12 protein-coding genes are annotated in these 18680 nt (G+C 73.3%); 4 read left to right on the top strand and 8 right to left on the bottom strand.

What is annotated here, in order from left to right:
- Positions 1-3: 3 nt before the first annotated feature.
- From OG982_RS00260 to OG982_RS00245, 4 genes are all read right to left on the bottom strand, one after another.
- Complete coding sequence (locus OG982_RS00260) at positions 4-1932, bottom strand: TOMM precursor leader peptide-binding protein (protein WP_266790838.1); 1929 nt, start codon at positions 1930-1932, stop codon at positions 4-6.
- Positions 1922-4150, bottom strand: a complete 2229-nt coding sequence (locus OG982_RS00255; protein WP_266790839.1) for a TOMM precursor leader peptide-binding protein — start codon at positions 4148-4150, stop codon at positions 1922-1924. The genes OG982_RS00260 and OG982_RS00255 overlap by 11 nt, the downstream gene beginning before the upstream one ends.
- Positions 4151-4248: 98 nt before the next feature.
- Positions 4249-6090, bottom strand: a complete 1842-nt coding sequence (locus tag OG982_RS00250; protein WP_323139212.1) for a BTAD domain-containing putative transcriptional regulator — start codon at positions 6088-6090, stop codon at positions 4249-4251.
- A gap of 392 nt (positions 6091-6482) precedes the next feature.
- Positions 6483-6992, bottom strand: coding sequence for a gluconokinase (locus OG982_RS00245; protein WP_266790840.1), 510 nt, complete (start codon positions 6990-6992; stop codon positions 6483-6485).
- A 259-nt stretch (positions 6993-7251) separates the two neighbouring features.
- Between OG982_RS00245 and OG982_RS00240 the strand changes: the two genes are divergently transcribed.
- From OG982_RS00240 to OG982_RS00225, 4 genes are all read left to right on the top strand, one after another.
- Positions 7252-8085, top strand: a complete 834-nt coding sequence (locus OG982_RS00240) for an SDR family oxidoreductase (protein ID WP_266790842.1) — start codon at positions 7252-7254, stop codon at positions 8083-8085.
- Positions 8086-8196: 111 nt separating this feature from the next.
- The gene (locus tag OG982_RS00235) at positions 8197-9669 is read left to right on the top strand and encodes a cytochrome ubiquinol oxidase subunit I (protein WP_266790844.1); all 1473 of its coding nucleotides are present in this window, start codon (positions 8197-8199) and stop codon (positions 9667-9669) included.
- Positions 9666-10685 carry a cytochrome d ubiquinol oxidase subunit II gene (locus OG982_RS00230; protein ID WP_266790845.1) on the top strand — a complete coding sequence of 340 codons (1020 nt, stop codon included), beginning with the start codon at positions 9666-9668 and terminating at the stop codon, positions 10683-10685. The genes OG982_RS00235 and OG982_RS00230 overlap by 4 nt, the downstream gene beginning before the upstream one ends.
- Positions 10686-10704: 19 nt before the next feature.
- Positions 10705-12474, top strand: a complete 1770-nt coding sequence (locus tag OG982_RS00225; protein WP_266790846.1) for a sodium:proton antiporter — start codon at positions 10705-10707, stop codon at positions 12472-12474.
- 12 nt (positions 12475-12486) lie between these two features.
- Here the strand turns inward: OG982_RS00225 and OG982_RS00220 are convergent, their stop codons facing one another.
- The 4 genes from OG982_RS00220 to OG982_RS00205 form a co-directional block, all read right to left on the bottom strand.
- A complete protein-coding gene (locus OG982_RS00220; protein WP_266790847.1) occupies positions 12487-14067 on the bottom strand; it encodes a GMC oxidoreductase in 1581 nt (526 codons plus the stop codon).
- Between the two features lie 23 nt (positions 14068-14090).
- Complete coding sequence (locus OG982_RS00215) at positions 14091-15026, bottom strand: cyclase family protein (RefSeq protein ID WP_266790848.1); 936 nt, start codon at positions 15024-15026, stop codon at positions 14091-14093.
- 17 nt (positions 15027-15043) lie between these two features.
- On the bottom strand, positions 15044-16867 hold the full coding sequence (locus tag OG982_RS00210; protein ID WP_266790849.1) for a glycoside hydrolase family 15 protein: 1824 nt from the start codon (positions 16865-16867) through the stop codon (positions 15044-15046).
- Positions 16868-17095: 228 nt separating this feature from the next.
- The gene (locus OG982_RS00205) at positions 17096-18667 is read right to left on the bottom strand and encodes an amidohydrolase (RefSeq protein ID WP_266947681.1); all 1572 of its coding nucleotides are present in this window, start codon (positions 18665-18667) and stop codon (positions 17096-17098) included.
- Between the last annotated feature and the right edge of the window lie 13 nt (positions 18668-18680).

Raw genomic sequence — 18680 nt, 5'->3', positions numbered from 1 at the left:
GGGTCAGGGGAAGGGGTGGGGGGCCGGGTTCAGGTCGGCGGACTCCAGCGCGCGCTCGCGCAGCCCGGCGTCGAACAGGCCGGTCCGCATCCGCGGCATGCCGAGCGCCCGCTGCCGGGACCACCCGAAGTCGATGGGGAGCAGCCCGGGGACGAGCACGCTCACGGTGTGCAGGCCGAGGGCGCGCTGCTCGGGCATCGTCTGGTCGACGACCACGACGTCGAATCCCTCGGCCGTGACCGCCGACACGCACCGCTCCAGGTCGGTGCGTACGTCGTCGGCCGCGGCCGCGCCCCGGGCGTCCGGCCACGCCAGCTCGGCCACGGCCCGCGCGGGCCCGCCGCCGGCCCGCAGCAGGAAGTCCGCGTGGCGGCCCATCTCCGGGACCCCGTACACGAGCGGATGGTCGTGCAGCGCGGTGACCAGGCCGAAGTCGGCTGCCATGGCGCGCAGCCGGGCCTCGTCGCGTTCGGTGCGTCCCGGCAGGTTGACGGCGTCCGTGGCGATCTCGCAGAGCGCCGAGTCCAGGGCCGACTCCGGGTCGAGACCGGCCCCCGCCCCGAAGCACATCCGGCCGGGGCCGCCGTCGAAGCGCTCGGCGACCGCCGTCACGACGGGGATCGGGAAGGTGATCCGGGTGTCGAAGAACCGGGCCCGGTAGCCGTACATCGCCAGCCGGTCGACCATCGCGCGCGTCGACGGCCGGGAACTGCTCGACGGGTCGATCTCGGGCAGCGGCTGCCGCCCGTACCAGGTGAGGAGGAACGCGTCCCGCTCGACGACCTCCATCAGCCCGAAGTACACGGCCTCGGCCGGACTGCCGCCGGAGGCGCAGCCGTTGGAGCTCTCCTGCACGAACCGGTTCTCCAGCCCGGGCGCGTGATAGTACGTCAGGATCTCCGGCACCAGCCGCGGTACCCGGTCGCGCAGCGACCAGCCCCACACCCAGGCGATCTCCCGGTCCGGGTCGAAGGGGCGCACGCGCGGGTTGTCCCGGTGGAAGGCCTCGCTGTACAGGCCGACTTCCCGGGGGTCGACGGCATCGGCGCCGAACCGCTTGAGCGAGCCCGTGACGCTCGTGGTCCGCGACCGCGCCCGCATCCCGGCGTAGCGCTCCAGCCCCTCCAGCACCCCCACCCGCGCGCTGCGGGCGAAGGAGTCGGTGTGGCCGCCCCAGAACGTCTCGCGCAGGTACGCGCCCGAGCGCATCGAGAAGCAGCCGATGGTCGCGGAGGTGGAGGTGGAGGAGACGTCCTGGACGAGCGAGGGGCCCAGCGCCCCGCACAGCGGGTTGGCGAAGGCCGCCACGTCGATCCCGTACGACTCGATGGGGCGGGTACGGAAGACACCCGGCCGGTACTTCGGCGCGGGCGGCAGCTCCAGCACGGCCCCTTGGGCGGTGTCCGTCCCCGGGGCGCCGCACACCGGGCACTCGGGGTCGGGGACCAGCGGATACCGGCGTACGGTGCCCGTCCGCAGATCCAGGAGCCGGACCTCGGGGAAGACCCCGGCGGGCGCGGGGGCGCCGGGCTCGGCCGCCGCCGCGATCAGCGCGGCCAGCGCCTGAGCCGCGAAGGCGTGCGCGTGCGGCCACTCGCCGGCGGCCCGCGTGCCACCGCCCAGTTCCAGGGCGTCCCGGAGCGCGACGGACCGCACGGCCTGCCAGCGGCGTTCCAGACAGCGGGCGCAGCCGCCCCGCGGCCCGACGACCGCCTGGTGGCCGTACAGGTGCACGGGCACGGCGGCGCGGCTCTCGCCGGGCTCGGGCGCGGGCAGGGCGAAGGCGTCCGCGGTCCCCAGCGCCGACAGCGTCACCCGGGGACCGCCCAGGGCCCCGAGGGCGCGCTCCAGCAGCGAGGTGAAACGGGCCGCCGCGTCCGGACCGAGCGCCCGGGCGACCTCGGGGCCGACCGCGAGCCGTTCAGTGGTCATCGCCCGGCTCCTGGGTGCACGTGAGCAGCACTCTGGCGGTGTGCAGTCCGGCGGAGGCCAGGTCCGCGGAACCGGTGGGGACCGCGTAGGCGTCGCGGCGCGCCGCGCGCAGCCGGTCCAGCACCCCCGTCCAGCCCGCCGCGACGACCGCGTTCGCCCGGGCGTCACCGGCGTCGGCGGACACCGTGAGCGTGCGGGCGTCGAGATCCCGCAGCAGCGGGTCACCCGTGTCGGCCGGCGCCCCGGAGGCGGTGGCGTCCCGCTCGTACTGAACGGCGCCCAGCAGGTCCCGCAGCGCGGCGACCGTCGCCGTCTGCCGGTCCAGGTCGGCGCCCACGGCCCACCGCTGCTCCGCCCGGGCCAGCAGCACCTGCACGCCGGACCGGGCGCCCTCGCCGAGGTCCAGCAGCTCGACGGCGATCCCGAGGCGTTCCGCCGACCGTACGAGGAAGGCGAGTTCGGCGTCGGGCGTCTCGTCCGTGAGCAGGACCGGCGCGGCCGCCGCCCCCCGTACCGCCCGCAGCAGCGCGTCGTGGGCCAGCGCCGACAGCAGGCCGGCCGCCGCGGCGTCGGCGGGCGTCGGGCCGGCTCCGGCTCCGGCGCGGGTGCGCTCGTAGAGCCTGTCGCCGTTGTGCGGGCCGAACGGGCGTACCGCGCCCGCCGGAACCAGCGCGGGCTCCTTCGTGACCAGCGAGACGGCCCGCTGCCAGGCCGAGGCTGTGCCCGACAGACCGGAGGCGATGGTCAGCGCGCTCTCCGCGACCGCCCCCTCGGCCCGCGCCACGAGACCGCGGGCGGGGACGACGTGCTCGGCGTAGAGGACCGCGGCGGCGTCCAGCGCCCGCATCCGCGCCCCGGCGACGTGGTGGACGTCGAAGGCCGCGACCGCGCGGGGGCCCGCGTGGCCCGTGCCGAACTCCACCACGCTCAGCTTGAGGGGGATCTGGGTGAGCGGCTCGTCCGCGTAGCGCGTGAAGACACCGGTGTACGGACGGACCAGCGCGGACCGCCGGTTCAGCTCCTCCACCAGGGCGTCCGCCTCGCGCGCGGTCTCCAGGGTCGCCGGCGCGGGTGCCGGGGAGGTGCCCGCCGCGGCGAGGTCCACGGGAGCCACGGCTTCCAGGGCCGCGTCCTCCTCGGCTGGGGCGCAGAACGGACAGCGCGGGTGTACGAGGAGAGGTTCCGCCGTGACGTCCAGCGAGGCCATGTCCTGCACGATCACCTGGCCCGCGGTCTCGGCGGGCAGGGCCCCCGAGGTGGCGCGGAAGACCTCGTACCCCAGCAGGTTGCCGATCATCGCGGCCAGCGGCCGCCCCGGCTCCGGGCCGGCCGGCGCGGGGCTGCCGGGCAGCGCGAGGGTGCTCCACAGCTCGGCCGCGGCCGCGGTGTCACGGCCGACGGCCGCACCGAGCCGGAGCGCGGCGCAGGCCCAGCAGCCGGCGGTGCCGTGCGCCATCAGCGGGCCGATCACGGCGTCGGCGCCGTACGACCAGGCGGGCAGCAGGGTGCGGCCGGCGGGGATCCCCGCGCGCAGCAGGGGCAGCAGCCGGGCGGGCGCGGTCCGGCCGCCGGTGACGACGACGAGGTCGTAGTCGGCCAGTTCGGGCCAGCCGGGCTCCCGACCGCCGGCCGGCGCCAGCGTGCGGAGCTCGACCGGGCAGCCGTCGCCGACGGCCTCCGCGACCTCCGCGTCGAGCGCCGGGGTCTCCATGTCCGCCGGCACGCCGACGCTCGCGCAGCCGTTGCGTATCAGGCTCGACGCGCACCAGCGGGCCACGTCGTCGTCGCCGAGGACGGCCACCCGGGTCTCGCGGAAGCGCAGGAACCGTGCCTCGGCGTCGTCGGCGTAGTGGTCGGCGTACGCGATCTGCGGGGCGAACCGGCGGGCCACGTCGGGCGCGAGCGCCGGCCGCTCGGCGGCCTCCTCGGCCGGGGCGGCGACGGGCCGGGCGAAGTCCCGTTCGTACAGGGTCCGGACCAGCTCCCCGACCATCGCCTGCTGTGCCTCGCCGAGGCCCCGGCACAGGTCGGCGACCGAGTGTTCGCCGGTGAGGTGGGGGACGATCAGCGTCGCGAAGCGGTAGGCGGACTTGGCCGTGAGGCGGAAGCCGCCGTCCGCGTTGTGGAACAGCACACCGTCCGGCGTCTCGGTGAACAGCACGTCCCGGCGGATCCGGGGACGGGTCGCGGCAACGGCTTGATAGCTGGCGTGAGCCATGGGACACCCCTGGGTGCGGTCTGGGCGGGATCGGGAGGAGGAGAGGGGGAGAGGGGGAGAGGGGGAGCGGAGGGGAGAGGGGAAGGCGGGTGTGGCGCTCAGTGCGGTGCGGTCGCTGTCGCGGCTGTCGCAGCGGTCGCGGCGGTCGTCTCGTGCGTGCGGACGCGCCAACGCGCGTAGATGCGAAGGAAGTCGTGGAGGCGGTACGGGCCGGGCGGCCCGTCCTCCAACAGCCCGGTGTCCACGAGCTGTTCGAGTACGCTCTCGCTCTCCCCGGCCGACGCGTCGGCGCCCGCGGCGAGGGCGCCGAGCCGCAGGAACGCCTCCCGCAGTTCGGGAGGCAGCGCGTCGAGCGCCTGCCCGAACACCTCCGGCACCGAGAGCCGGGCGTCCTCCGCGAGGGCCAGCCGGGCGGGGGGATCCTCGGCGAGCCACGCCGCGCAGTCCGCCACCGACAATGCGGGCCGGGTCAGCAGCCGTCCCGCCGCGATCCGCAGCGCGAGCGGGAAATGGCCGCACACGGAGGCCAGTTCCCGGGCCGCCGCCGGCTCGGCGGCGATCCGCCGCTCGCCGACGAGCCCGGCGAGCAGGGCGTACGCCTCGGCGGGTCGCAGGACGTCGAGGCGGTGCACCGCGCCGCCGTGGGTGGCGACGACGGCGGCCAGGCCGCGCCTGCTGGTCACGAGGACCGACGCGTCCCCGGTCGCGGTCAGCAGCGGGAGCACCTGCCAGGCGCCGGCCGCGCCGTCCAGGACGATCAGCCGCCGGCCGGCTCCCGCACCGGGTCCCGCGCCGGCCCCGGGATCGGCCCCCGCGCCGGCCTCCGGCAGCAGTCGCGCCGCCTCCTCGACGGGCAGCGCGGTCCCGTCCGGCCGGTCCAGCTGAATCGAGAACACCCCGCCGGGGAAGGCGCCCTGCGTCTCGTGGGCCGTCTGGCGGGCCAGAGCGGACTTTCCGATGCCCGGCGCCCCCGAGACGACGACCAGTCGCGGTCCGTCGGCGCAGGTGAGCCGCTCGGCCATGGCCCCGCGGTCGCTCTCGCGCCCCGCGAAGGCGGGGACGGGCGGCACCGCCCGGACCGGCCGGTTCGGGACACCGGCGCGTACGGCGGCCGACGGTTCGGGGAGTTCGGCCCCGGTGGTGAGCGGTCGCGCGGGTCGCGGCGGCGGGGCGGGCGCCAGGTCCTCGGAGCGCAGGATGGCGAGTTCCAGCCGTCGCAGTCCCGCGCCCGGGTCGATGCCCAGCTCGTCGCGGAGCCGGTCGCGCACCGTGCGGTACTCGGCGAGGGCTTCGGCTTGGCGTCCGGTGCGGTAGAGGGCCTCGATGAGCTGCTCGGTGAATCGTTCCCGCACCGGGTGCCGACGGGCGCTCTCGTACAGGTCGACCAGGACCTGATGGCAGTTCCCGGCGGCGAGTTCGAGGTCGCAGACCCTTTCCAGTACCCGGAGCCGCTCCTGTTCGAGGGCTGGTACCGCGTCCTGCTGGAGCATGCGCGAGGCCACATTGGCCAAGGGCTGGCCGTGCCAGAGCGAAAGGGCCTCCCGGAGCCGGTACAGCTCCTCTCCCGGACCGGTCGCGGATCCCGCCGCGGCCGTGAGCGCGCGGAAGAGCACGAGGTCGAGAGTTTCCGTGTCGTTGTGCATCCGGTAACCGCCCGGTACGGCCTCTATGGTGGTCGCGGAAATGCCGTACTTGGCGAATAGCCGGCGCAGGCGGAGCACGCACGTCTGCAGTGCGGCGCGGGCGGTGGCGGGTGGTTCCTCGTCCCACACGGCGCGCAGCAGGTACGTGGTCGACACCACGGTGCCGGGATGCAGGAGAAGTGCGGCGAGAAGACTGGTCGGCTTGGACGGTTTGAGAACGACGGTTTCGAGGCCGTGCGCAATGCTCAAAGGCCCCAGAAGCTGGAACCGGATGATTGATCCCCCGAGTCGGGACACGCATTCCCCCTGTAGGGAGCGTGGCGGGGGCGGCGGTCTGCCGGTTCTGCGGGGCCCGTCGCACGCCGGAAATAGTCCGAACCAAGCCCGCAGTCGCTTTTCCGCCCCCCGTTGGGCGGTGAATGACTGGAACACTACATAACGGATCTTGCGGAAGTCGAGCCAAAGGATGACTTGTTTGGCACCGGCCGACAGTTTCTCCCTTCTGTGTAACCTGGATGCTTCGTGGAGTTACCGCCGGTCCGTCAAAACCGTTCAGCCGTAAACGAATTACTGTGGCGGCGCCATCCAAGCACGATGTGGCGATACAGTTAAGGTGCGTATTCGGCCACTGATATGGCCGATCGTCCTACCCTCCCGGGGCGGTGGGAGTCCGCTACCCTGCACGACGGCTATCCGCCGCCCGCGCCCCTGCGGGCCTCGAATTCCGCGAGGGCGTCCCCGGCCCGTCCGAGGACGGAGTCGGCGCCCGCGCCGGCGTCGACGGTGAGGCCGGGTTCGTCGGCCCCCAGCGGTTCCAGGACGTCGTACTGGGACTCCAGGAGCCGGACCGGCATGAAGTGTCCCGCCCGCCCGGTGACACGGGCGCGCGCCACGGCCCGGTCCAGCGTCAGGTGCAGGAACCAGACCCCCGGGGCGACCGCGCGAAGGCGGTCTCGGTACTTCCGCTTGAGTGCCGAGCACGAGACGACGGCGCCCGCTCCGGCGCGCAGGGCGTCGCGGATCCCGTCGGCCAGGCCCGTCAGCCACGGCTCGCGGTCCGCGTCGTCGAGCGGATGACCGGCGCGCATCTTGGCGATGTTCGCCGCCGGATGGAAGTCGTCGCCCTCCACGAACGGCACCTCGCGGCGGGCGGCGAGCAGCCGGCCCACGGTGCTCTTGCCCGATCCGGAAACGCCCATGACCACCACGACGGTCGGTGCCGGCCGTGCCGGTCCGGATGTCTGCACAGCGCGCTCCCGGGTAGCCCATGAGCCGGACGGCCTGGTCAGGAGATCATCCAGGCGATCGGCTCCGTCCAGCCCCCCTTACGCCGTCGGAGGGGTGTGGTTGCCCCGATCGGCCGAGTGGTGCGAGCCGCCCGGCGCCGCGCGGGTCCGCGCGGGTGAGTGTGGTCTGCCGGTGCCGGTACCTGCCGCCAACGAATGGGAGAGACGATTGATGTCGACCGGGGACGAGACGCTCAGGGCGACGCTGCGGATCCTCGACGGGCAGAAGGCACTGGTGACCGGTGCCAACTCGGGCATCGGCAAGGCGACCGCGATCGGGCTGGGCCGCGCGGGCGCCGACGTGGTCGTGAACTACGTCTCCGGGGCGGAGGAGGCCGAGGCGGTCGTCGCGGAGATCACGTCGCACGGCGTGCGGGCCTACGCCCACGAGGCGGACGTCTCCCAGGAGGACCAGGTCGTCGCGATGGTCGACCGGATGGTCGCGGAGTTCGGGACGATCGACATCATGGTGGCCAATGCCGGCCTGCAGCGGGACGCGGCCATCACCGAGATGACGGTCGCCCAGTGGCAGAAGGTGATCGACGTCAACCTCACGGGCCAGTTCCTGTGCGCCCGGGAGGCGGCGAAGGAGTTCGTCCGCCGGGGCGTGGTGCCCGAGGTGTCCCGCTCGGCCGGGAAGATCGTCTGCATGAGTTCGGTCCACCAGATCATCCCCTGGGCGGGCCACGTGAACTACGCCTCGTCCAAGGGGGGCGTCCTGATGCTGATGCAGACGCTGGCCCAGGAACTCGCGCCGCAGGGCATCAGGGTGAACGCCGTGGCCCCCGGAGCCATCCGCACCCCGATCAACCGGGACGCCTGGGACACCCCAGAGGCCGAGGCGGCCCTCTTGCAGCTGATCCCCTACCGCCGGGTCGGGGATCCCGAGGACATCGCGCGGGCGGTCACCGTTCTGGCCTCCGACCTGATGGACTACGTCGTCGGGACCACCCTCTACGTCGACGGTGGGATGACCCTCTTCCCGGGCTTCGCGACCGGAGGCTGACCCGGCGCCCCCACCCGGCCGGCCCCGCACGTGGCAGGCGCGCGGGGCCGTCTCCCCGTCCCGTCCACTGGCCCCCGCGGTCACCAGGAACGAGTCACCGAGGACCGCACGATGATCCCAGTACACCTCCTGGCGGACGGCCCCGAACAACTGCTGCCCGCCCGGGAAATGATGGCGTTCACCCTGGCCTCGCACATCATCCTGGTGCCGCTGGGGGTGGCGTTGCCGTTCATCACCCTCCTCATGCACCACCGGGGCCTGCGGAAGTCCGATCCGGTCGCGATGCTCCTGGCCCGGCGGTGGTCCGCCGTGATGGCCGTGCAGTTCGCCGTCGGCATCGTCACGGGCACCGTGCTGTCCTTCGAGTTCGGGCTGCTCTGGCCCGGCATGATGGGCCGCTGGGGCGACGTCTTCGGCCTCGGCTTCGGGATCGAGGCGTGGGCCTTCTTCCTGGAGGCGATCCTGATCGCCATCTACCTCTACGGCTGGCGACGGCTGCCGCCGAAGACGCACTTCTGGCTCGGCGTACCCCTGCCGCTGGCGGCCCTGATGGGCTCCTTCGGCATCATCGCCGCCAACTCGTGGATGAACACCCCGCGCGGCTTCACCCTCGACGCCGACGGCCGTCCGGTGAACGTCAGCGTCCAGCAGGCGATCTTCACGCCGATGTTCGGCCCGCAGTACTGGCACTTCGTCGTCGCCATGTTCATCACCGCCGGCTACGTGGTGGCCGGGGTCTACGCGGTCGGCTGGCTCCGCGGTCGCCGTGACCGCTACCACCGCCTCGGTTTCACCGTGCCGTTCACCGTCGCCGCGCTCCTCACCCCCGTGCAGTTCGTGCTCGGCGACAACATCGCGAGGCAGGTCTTCCTCAAGCAGCCCATCAAGTTCGCCGCCCTCGAACTGGTCTGGAACACCGACACGCACGTCCCCGAGTACCTGTTCGGCCGGCTCCAGGAGGACGGCACCGTCAAGGGCGGCATCAAGATCCCCGTGCTCGACTCCATCCTGGCCGGGAAGAGTCCCGACACGCAGGTCACCGGTCTGAGTTCGGTGCCCGCCTCGGACCGTCCCACCGCCACCCAGGCGACCATCGCGCACTGGGCCTTCGACATCATGGCGCTCATCGGCTCCGCCCTGATCCTGCTGGCCCTCTGGTACGCCTGGTGCTGGTGGCGCCACCGCGACCTGCCGAAGTCCCGCTGGTTCTTCCGGTGCGCCGCCGTGTCCGGCGTGGCCAGCGTGGTGACCGTGGAATGCGGCTGGATCGCCACCGAGGTGGGCCGCCAGCCCTGGATCGTCTACCAGAACATGCGTGTGTCCGAGGCGGTGACCCCCACCGCCGCCGCCTCCCTGTGGGCCGCGTTCGGCCTCGTCGTCGTGGTCTACGCGCTGGTCTTCGGCTCGCTGCTCGGCGTGGTGCTGAAGATGCGCACCCGCTGGCGGCTCGCCGACGCCGCCTGCGGCCCCGACTCCGTCCAGGCGCTCACCGAGGGCCCGGAGACGGACACCCCCTACGGTCCGCGCCCGGAACCGGTGGCCGGAGCCGGCGGGGACCACCGAGCACCAGGGAGCGAGCAGTGACCGCGAGCATCGTCGCCTGGATCCTGCTGCTCGTCATCGCCGCCTACGCGTGCGGCGGGGGAGTCGACTACGGCGCCGGGTTCTGGGACCTGTGCGCCGGGGGCGCCGCGCGCGGCAAGCGCCCCCGCTGGCTGATCGACCACGCCATGGCACCGGTCTGGGAGGTCAACAACGTCTGGCTGATCTTCGTACTGATCCTGATGTGGACCGGATTCCCGGAGTTCTTCCAGACGGTGTTCACGGCTCTCTGGCTCCCGTTGGTACTCGCCGCCGTCGGCATGGTCCTGCGCGGCGCCGGGTTCGCCTTTCGCAAGCCCACCCGCAACCTCGCAGGACGCCGGGTCTACGGCGTCGTTTTCGCCGTCTCGTCCCTGCTCACCCCGTTCTTCCTGGGCACGGTCATCGGCAGCGTGGCCTCCGGGCGCGTCGCTCCGGGCACCGTCGCCTCGGCTCACGCCTGGGCCAACACCACCTCGATCACGGCCGGCCTGGTGGCCGTCGCCGCCACCGCCTTCCTCGGGGCGGTCTTCCTCTCCGTGGACGCCCGGCGTTTCGGGGCCGGTGACCTGATCGGCTACTTCCGGCTCCGGGCCCGGATCGCCGGCGCCGCGCTGCTGGTGGTCGGCGTGATCGGCCTGACCCTGACCGACCCGAAGGCCGCGTACGTCCATCACGGGCTCACCCACGGCGCCGGGCTGGCCCTGCTCATCGCCGCCGTGGCGGCGTTGGCGGTCACCGCCTGGCTGGTCTCCGGCCCCGCCGCCGGGTGGGCGCGGTACTCCTCGGTGGCCACCGTGGCCCTGCTGATCGCCGCCTGGGGAGCCGCCCAGCGCCCCTACCTGGTGCCCACGACACTGACCGTCCAGCAGGGCGCGGGGGCGAGCCAGCCGCTCCACTGGCTGCTCTTCGTCACGGCCGTCGCGCTGGTGCTGATCGGCCCCGCCCTGGTCGTGCTCTACCGCCTCGACACCCGTGGCGTACTGGAACCCCTCACCGACGAGGACGTCGCCGAATGACGGGAGGGGACGGGGCGCGGTGACGTCGAGCCAGGTCCTGGTCGGCATCGGACTGATCGTGGCCCTCGCCGCCGGCTCCCAGCTGGTGGCGAGCCTCCTGCGGATCCCGGCGATCCTCCTGCTGCTGCCGGCCGGTTTCATCGCCGGCACGCTGACCGACGACGTCAACCCCGAGAAGCTGCTGGGCGCCGCGTTCTCCCCGCTCGTCTCGCTCGCCGTGGCGGTGATCCTCTACGACGCGGGACTCGGCCTGGACCTGCACCGGCTGCGGGGCCACACCCGGACCGTCGTGGTCCGGCTCATCTGGCTCGGGGCACTGGTCACCGGGGTGTCCGCGGCGCTGCTGGCCGTCCCCCTCCTCGGCATGTCGCGGGCCGCGGCCGTCATGCTGGGCGCGATCCTCGTGGTCAGCGGCCCGACGGTGGTCGGCCCGGTCCTCGACTTCGTCCGCCCGAGCGAGCGCCTGCAACGCGTCCTCGTCTGGGAGGGCACCCTGATCGACCCGCTCGGCGGCATCCTCGGCGCGTTCGTCTTCCACGGGGTCCTGGCCGGCGGGCAGCCCGGCCTCGGCAGCCAGGTCCTGGAGTTCGGCGGCAGCGCGGCCGTCGGACTGCTCGGCGGCGCCGTCGGAGCGGCGGTGCTCTGGCTGCTGCTGCGTCGCCTCGACCTCGGTGAGGTGCTCGGCACGACGGTCCAGTTCGCCGCCGTGGTCGCGGTGGCGGCGGCCTGCGACGCCTTCCGGGACGACACGGGCCTCATCGCCGCCGTCGTCATGGGATTGGCCCTGGCCAACCTGCCGGGGCTGGACATCCCCGCCCGGCGGCCCTTCTTCGAGACGCTGGTCTCGCTGATCATCGGCGTGCTGTTCGTCTCCATCTCGGCCACGGTCACCCCGCAGTCCCTCAGCCATGTCGTGCTGCCCGCCCTCGCGCTCGTCGCCGTCCTCGTCCTCGTGGTCAGACCCCTGGTGGCACTGCTCTCCACGGCCCGCACCGACGTCCCGTACCGGGAGAGGTGGTTCATCGGATGGATGGCGCCCCGCGGCATCGTCGCCGCGGCCACCGCCTCCACGTTCTCGGTCTCCCTCGTGCAAGCGGGCGTCGCCGGCGCGCAGAAGATCCTCCCGGCCACCTTCATCGTGATCGTCGCCACCGTCATGTTGTACGGCCTGACGGCGCTCCCCGCGGCCCGGCTGCTCGGCGTCCGCCGCTCCGCGCGGTCCCGGCCGCTCCTGGTGGGCGGCGACCCCTGGGTGGTGGAGCTGGGGGGTGCCCTGCGCGCGGCGGGCCTGGACGTCCTCATGTGGGCCGGCCTCGACCAGCAGCGCCGGAGCATCACGGACGCCGGTCTCGCCCTGGCCCCGGGTGAGCTGCTCGCCGCCGCCACCGGCGCCGGGGCCGAGCTCGAAGGCATCACCGACGTGCTCCTGCTCACCAGCGAGGACGACTTCAACGCGCTCGCGCTGCTCACCCTCAAGGCGACCGTGAGGGGTCCCGTCCACCGCCTGGAGCCGCCCACGCGCAGCCACGGGGTCGTCGCGCCCTACACCGGCGGCGAGGCGCTGTTCGCGCGCGGCCTCAACCGGCCCGAGCTGGCCCGCCGGTACGCGGGCGGCGCCCGCATCGTCCCCTCGCGCGTGGAAGGGGGCATCCCGCCCGGACACGAGGTGCTGTTCCTGGTGCGCCCGACCGGGCAGCTCGTCGCGGTCACCGACGCCGCCGCGCCCGCGCCGCTGGAGGGTGACACCGCCATCCTCCTGACCCCCGCGCCGGCGTCCGTCCGCGCATAGGGCGAACACCCCTCAGCGGATGCGCTCGGCGATGCGGTCGCCGACGCGCATCGCGTTGGCGATGGCGGTCAGCGACGGGTTCACGGCGCCGATGCTCGGGAAGAAGGCGGTGTCCACGACGTAGAGGTTGTCGAGGTCGTGGGCCTTGCAGTCGACGTCGAGCGCGGAGGTCTGCGGGTCGGTCCCGAAACGGACGGTGCCCGCCTGGTGGGCGGTGGCGCCGATCGGCATGCCCTTGTGCAGGTAGAGGCTGTGCGGCAGGAGGTGGTGCGGATGCATGCCCAGCTTGCCGAGCATCCCCCGCAGCTTGTGCTGGAGCCGCTTCAGCCCTTCGATGTTGTTCTTCTCGTCCAGCGCCAGGTGGATGTCGCCGTTGTCGTCCAGCGTGACGCGGTTGTCCGGTCGGGGCAGGTCCTCGCCGCACAGCCAGAAGTCCACCGCGTGGTGGGCCAGCACCTCGAACGGCATGTCGGGCGAGGCCAGTCCCGCCCAGTGCGGCGCCTCGCCCTTGATCTGTTCGGCGTCGGACTTCCCCAGCATCTGGATGCCGCCGAGCGGGAACTCCCAGTCGTCGGCGCCCAGGTACCAGTCGTTGAGCGCGAGGGTCTTCTGGAACTGCGTGTCGTTCGGCTCGTGTGAAACCGCCATCAGGGCCAGGTTGTTGTGCCGCATGTAGTGGCGGCCGACGACGTCCGAGCTGTTGGCCAGACCGCGCGGGTGCCGCTCGTTCGCCGAACGCAGCAGCAGTGCGGCGGAGTTCACCGCGCCACAGGCCACCACCACGATGTCGCCGCGGAACCGGGCCTCGGAGCCGTCCTCCAGCTCGGCGACCACCGCGGTGACGGTGCGCCCGGTGTCGTCGGTCTCCAGCGTCCGGACGTTGGCACCCGTGACCATGTGGACGTTGTCGTGCCGCAGGGCGGGATCGACGCAGATCACCTGGGAGTCCGCCTTGCCGCGCACCAGGCAGGGGAAGCCGTCCACCCGGTTGCAGCGGATGCACACGCTCCCGTGGGTCGCGCGGCCGTCGGCGTCCTGGGTGAGGTTCACGCCGATGGGCAGGTGGAAGGGGTGCAGGCCCTGACTCTCCAGGTCGTCGCTGAGCTGCTGGATCCGCGGCTCGTGCAGCACCGGCGGATGGGCGTACTGGGCGCTGACCGGCCCCTCGCCCGGATCCTCGCCGTGCCGGCCGTGCACGAGGTAGAGGTGCTCTGCCTCCGTGTAGTACGGCTCCAGGTCCTCGTAGCGGATCGGCCAGGCCGGTGAGATGCCGCCGTGGTGGCGCAACTGCGCGAAGTCCTCGGGGCGCAGGCGGAACAGCGCGGCGCCGAAGAACTTGGTGTTGCCGCCGACGTAGTAGTTGACCTCCGGCGGGAACCGGTCGCCGTGCTTGTCGTACCAGAACTCGGGCGCGCGGTACTTGCCCTTGACGAAGACGGCGGTGGACTCCCAGTTGTCGCGCTCGCGGGGGAGGTAGCCGCCGCGCTCCAGGATCAGGACGCGCTTCCCGCTCGGGGCGAGGCGGTGGGCGAGCGTGCCGCCGCCCGCACCGGTGCCGATGACGATGACGTCGTAGTGCTGGTTGTCGACCATGTCGGCCACCTTGGTGTCGTTGGTCAGAGGATCGCGATGGGGTTGACGGGTGAGCCGGTGGCCCGGGGGAGCCGCAGCGGTGCGATCACGCAGAAGAACGACCAGCGGCCCTCCTGCTCGCACAGCGGCACCAGATCCTCGAACTGGAGGTAGTCCAGGAGGTACAGCCCGAGGGCGTGCACGCCCAGCACGTGGACGGGGAACTCCACGCCGTCCGTGAGGCTCGGGGCCGTGTCGTTGTTGCCGTCGCCGCCCAGGGCGGCCACCCGGCGCTCGGCCAGGAGTTCCATCGCCGCCGGGTGCAGCCCGGCGCGGGACCGGGCCGCGTCCCAGGGGCCGGACTCGGTGCGCCGGCGCCGGTGGCCGACCCGGACGAAGAGCAGGTCCCCCTCGCCGACCCGGACGCTCTGGCTCCGCTCGGCGGCCAGCAGTTCGCCGGCGGTGACGTGGTCGCCGGGTTCGAGCCAGGGCACCCCGCGCAGTCGCGGGATGTCGAGCAGGACGCCCCGGCCGGCGATCCCGTTCCTCGCCAGCTCGACCGACAACGCGGTGGCGCCGTCCGGGGTGAGCGAGGCCGCGGAGACGCCGCCGTGCAGGGTGCCGTTCCAGACGACGTGACAGAGGGCGTCGAGGTGGCTGTCGGCATCGCCGTGCACGTTCATGCCGAAGCGGTCGGTGGCGAAGTGCAAGCCGTGGGCGAGCGCCTCGTCCTCGCAGGGGCCGGTCAGCCGGTGGCCGGCGGGCTGTGGGTTGTCGGGGGAGGTACGGGTCTCGACCGGCGCCGCGAGCGTGACGGTCCGGCCGGACCGGATCTCTCGCGCCGCCTCCAGGACGCACCGCGGTGTGATGTGGGCCGGCGAGCCGCGGGCGTCGCCCGTCGCCTGTCGCCGAAGTGCGGCGTACAGGGCCTCGAAGTCGTCCGGGCTCTGGCGCGGACCCGGCTGGTTCTCCCGACCCATGGACATCGCTCCCGGGGTCACGTCTCGCGTTGCCGGTCGAGGGCCTCGTCCAGGGTGCAGGCCGCCGTGATGAGCGACAGGTGCGTGAACGCCTGCGGGAAGTTGCCGAGCTGCTCGCCGCTGGGGCCCACCTCCTCGGCGAAGAGGCCGACGTGGTTGGCGTAGGTGTGCATCTTCTCGAAGGTGTACCGGGCCGGGCGCAGGCGCCCGGCCCGGGCCAGCGCGTCCACGTAGAGGAAGGTGCAGAGGCTGAAGGTGCCCTCGGAGCCGCGCAGGCCGTCCGGGGAGGCGGCCGGGTCGTACCGGTAGACGAGGCTGTCGGAGACCAGGGTGCGGTCCATCGCGTCCAGGGTGGTCAGCCACGACGGATCACGGGGGCTGATGAACCCCACCCGCGGCATCAGCAGCAGCGACGCGTCGAGCACGTCATCGCCGCCGTAGTGCTGGACGTACGCCTGGTTCGTCTCGCTCCAGCCGTGCTCCATCACCTGTTCCAGGATGGCGTCGCGGGCCTTCGTCCAGCGGTCGGTGTCGGCGGGCCGGCTGAAATCGGCCGCCAGCCGCAGGCCGCGGTCGAAGGCGGACCAGCACATGACCCGGCTGTACGTGAAGTCCTTGCGGCCGCCGCGGGTCTCCCAGATCCCCTCGTCGGGGCGGTCCCAGGAGTCGGCCAGCCAGTCCAGGGTGCGGGACAGCACCTTCCAGCCCCGGAAGCCGACGTGGTAGGCGACCTCACGGCCCGCCGACAGGGCGTAGAGCGCCTCGCCGTAGATGTCCAGCTGCAATTGGTCGGCGGCGGCGTTGCCGAGGCGGACCGGGGCGGAGCCGCGGTACCCCTCCAGGTGACCGAGGACCTCCTCGCCCAGCAGGGGTTCCCCGTCGACCCGGTACATGATCTGGAGCGGCTCGCCGGGCTTGCCGGCCGTCTCGCGCAGCCGGTCGCCGAGCCAGCGGGTGAAGGCGGTGGCCTCCTCGACGTAGCCGAGGTCGAGCAGGGCCCGGACGGAGAGCGATCCGTCGCGCACCCAGGTGTAGCGGTAGTCCCAGTTGCGCTCACCGCCGACCTGTTCGGGCAGGCCCATGGTGGCCGCGGCGACCGGAGCGCCGGTGGGCGCGTAGGTGAGCAGCTTCAGGGTGATGGCGGAGCGGTTGACCATGTCGGGCCAGCGGCCCCGGTAGTTGGAGCCGCGTACCCACGTCTGCCAGAAGTCCGCCGCGTCCCACAGCTGCCCGGTGACGCCGTCGACGGTGAGCGGCGCCGGTGCCTCGGCGTCGGCGCCGCAGACGGTGAGCACGGCCGCCGCCGTTTCTCCGACCTTCAGCGTGATGGATCCGCGCAGGTCGTCGCCGTCCCGTTCCAGGGGGAAGGTGCTCTGGAGGAACGCGGTCACGCCCGGCGCCCGGAAGGTGGCGTCCGTGCTGCGCAGGTCGAGTTCGTGGGAGGCCCGGCCGTAGTCGAACCGCGGGCGGCACTCCAGGTCGAAGTGCACGGTGCCCCGCACGGTGCGTATGGTCCGGATCAGAGTGTGCCGGTCGGCCGGGGTGCGGCTCGTGTTCGGCGACATCCAGTCGATCGCCTCGCCGACGCCGTCGGGCGACATGAACCGGGTCACCAGGAGCGCCGTGTCCGGATAGTAGAGCTGTTTGCAGGTGGCGTCCGCGTCGTCGGGGCCGATCCGGAAGTATCCGCCCCGGTCGTGGTCGAGCAGTCCGGCGAAGATGGTGGGCGAGTCGAAGCGGGGCGCCGCGAACCAGTCCACCACCCCTTTGGACGTCACCAGAGCGGCTGTCTGAAGGTCTCCGATCAGGCCGTGCTCGGCTATGGGCGGGTAGCGGTCCATGAGCGCCCCCAGATGAGAGAGGTCCTTGTGATCCACTATCTGCCAGGACCACCGGATGTGCCCGTTGCGCTGGTCGGCAGGCGGCTGACCTGCTCTAATCGTCCTGGTGGGAGTGGTGGGCCCAGGGGTGGCGCAGGCGGATCCGGGCGTCCCGGGCCTGCCGTCCGGCGGCCGTGCGGCTGCGGGCCACCAGCCGCCGGCACGTCGGCAGGGCCGTCCGCGTGAAGGTCAGCCGCGGTGCGCGGTGGGCACGCCGTCCACGTAGGTCTCCACCACCTCGATGTCCCCGATGCGCGAGGTCTCCACGCGTCGGGGATCGTCGCCCAGCACCACCAGGTCGGCACGCTTGCCGGGCGTCAGACTCCCCGCGCCGTCCTCCCAGTGGCAGGCGTACGCGCCGGCCACGGTGTACGCGTGCAGGGCCTCGTCCACCGTGATCGCCTCGGCCGGACCGATCGGCCGCCCCGAGGCGGAGGCCCGCTCCACCATGAACTGGACGGCGCGCAGCGGGGCGCCGTCGGTGACCGGGCGGTCGGAGCTGCCCACCAGCGTGACGCCGTGGTCGAGGAACCCCCGCCCCCGGTACATCCACGGGGCCCGCTCCGGGCCCATGACCGCCGCGTAGTCGTCGCCGAAGGAGCGCAGGAAGTTCGGCTGGACCACCGCGCTGACCCCGAGGGCGGCGAAGCGCGGCAGCTGATCGGGGCGGATCAGCCCGGCGTGCTCGATCCGGTGCCGGGCGCCGGGCCGCGGCCGCACCCGCCCGGCCCGCTCCAGGGCGTCCAGGGCGAGGTCCGCGGCGCGGTCGCCGATGGCGTGCACCGCCAGCTGCCAGCCGGCGAGATGGCTGGCCACGATGAGGTCGGTGATCCGCTCCGGGGTGTCCTGGAGTTCGCCCGACCCGTCCGACCCCTCGTACGGGCTGGTCAGCGCGGCCGTACGGGCCATCATGCCGCCGTCGGTGTAGATCTTCAGCGCGCCGACCGACAGCCAGTCGTCCCCGAAGCCGGTCCGCAGCCCCAGGTCGAGCGCCCGGGGGATGCCGTCGCCCGGGTGGGCGGCGACCGGGCGCAGGGTGTCCCCGGCGGCCATCAACTGGACGCGCAGCGGGAGCCGGCCCCGGTCGCGCAGCAGTTGGTACGCCCCGGCCTCGACCGGGCTGTGGCCGAGCAGCCCGCCGCCGATACCGGCTTCGGCGCAGGCGGTGATGCCCTCGGCCAGGCAGTCCCGTCCGGCGCGTTCGATCGCGTCGGCCAGTTCCGTCTGGGAGTACGGCAGCCGCAGCCGCCGCGCGGCGGTCATGGCGCTCTCGGCGAGGAAGCCCTGCCCCTGCGCGGCGGAGGCCGGGAGCAGGTCCAGGACCGCGCTGTTGACGACGCAGCCGTGCCCAGAGTCGTGGATCATGAAGATCTTGCGGCCGTCGCTCACCTTGTCCAGCTCGGCGGCGGTCAGGTGCCGGCCCAGGGCCCGCTGGTCGTATCCGGCGATGTCCACCCAGGCGCCGTACGGCTTGTCCGCGACGGCCCGGGCCACCACGGACAAGACGTCCTCGGCCCGGGTGCAGGGCGCCACGCTCGGGGTGGCCGCCTTCAGGCCCGCCCAGGCGAGGTGGACGTGGCTGTCGATGAACCCGGGGAGCACGGTGGCGCCCTGGAGGTCGACGACCTCGCGGGCGGGCAGCCCCGTCACGGCCCCGTCGAGCCCGACGATCCGGCCGCGCCAGATGCCGAGGTCGCGGGCGACGGGGTGAGCTGGGTCCATGGTGATGACGTGCGCGTTGGTCAGCCGCGTACTGAGCATGGGCGCTCCGGTC

The organism is Streptomyces sp. NBC_01551 (genome assembly GCF_026339935.1).
GTDB lineage: Bacteria > Actinomycetota > Actinomycetes > Streptomycetales > Streptomycetaceae > Streptomyces.
Note: the sequence above shows the minus strand (reverse complement) of the source record. Positions and strands in the feature narration are given on the sequence as shown.

Excerpts from the sequence above, each read along its gene's own strand:
- OG982_RS00260 (WP_266790838.1), bottom strand. The coding sequence starts at position 1,932 with ATGACCACTGAACGGCTCGCGGTCGGCCCCGAGGTCGCCCGGGCGCTC.
- OG982_RS00255 (WP_266790839.1), bottom strand. The coding sequence starts at position 4,150 with ATGGCTCACGCCAGCTATCAAGCCGTTGCCGCGACCCGTCCCCGGATC.
- OG982_RS00245 (WP_266790840.1), bottom strand. The coding sequence starts at position 6,992 with ATGGGCGTTTCCGGATCGGGCAAGAGCACCGTGGGCCGGCTGCTCGCC.
- OG982_RS00240 (WP_266790842.1), top strand. The coding sequence starts at position 7,252 with ATGTCGACCGGGGACGAGACGCTCAGGGCGACGCTGCGGATCCTCGAC.
- OG982_RS00235 (WP_266790844.1), top strand. The coding sequence starts at position 8,197 with ATGATCCCAGTACACCTCCTGGCGGACGGCCCCGAACAACTGCTGCCC.
- OG982_RS00220 (WP_266790847.1), bottom strand. The coding sequence starts at position 14,067 with ATGGTCGACAACCAGCACTACGACGTCATCGTCATCGGCACCGGTGCG.
- OG982_RS00215 (WP_266790848.1), bottom strand. The coding sequence starts at position 15,026 with ATGGGTCGGGAGAACCAGCCGGGTCCGCGCCAGAGCCCGGACGACTTC.
- OG982_RS00210 (WP_266790849.1), bottom strand. The coding sequence starts at position 16,867 with ATGGACCGCTACCCGCCCATAGCCGAGCACGGCCTGATCGGAGACCTT.
- OG982_RS00205 (WP_266947681.1), bottom strand. The coding sequence starts at position 18,667 with ATGCTCAGTACGCGGCTGACCAACGCGCACGTCATCACCATGGACCCA.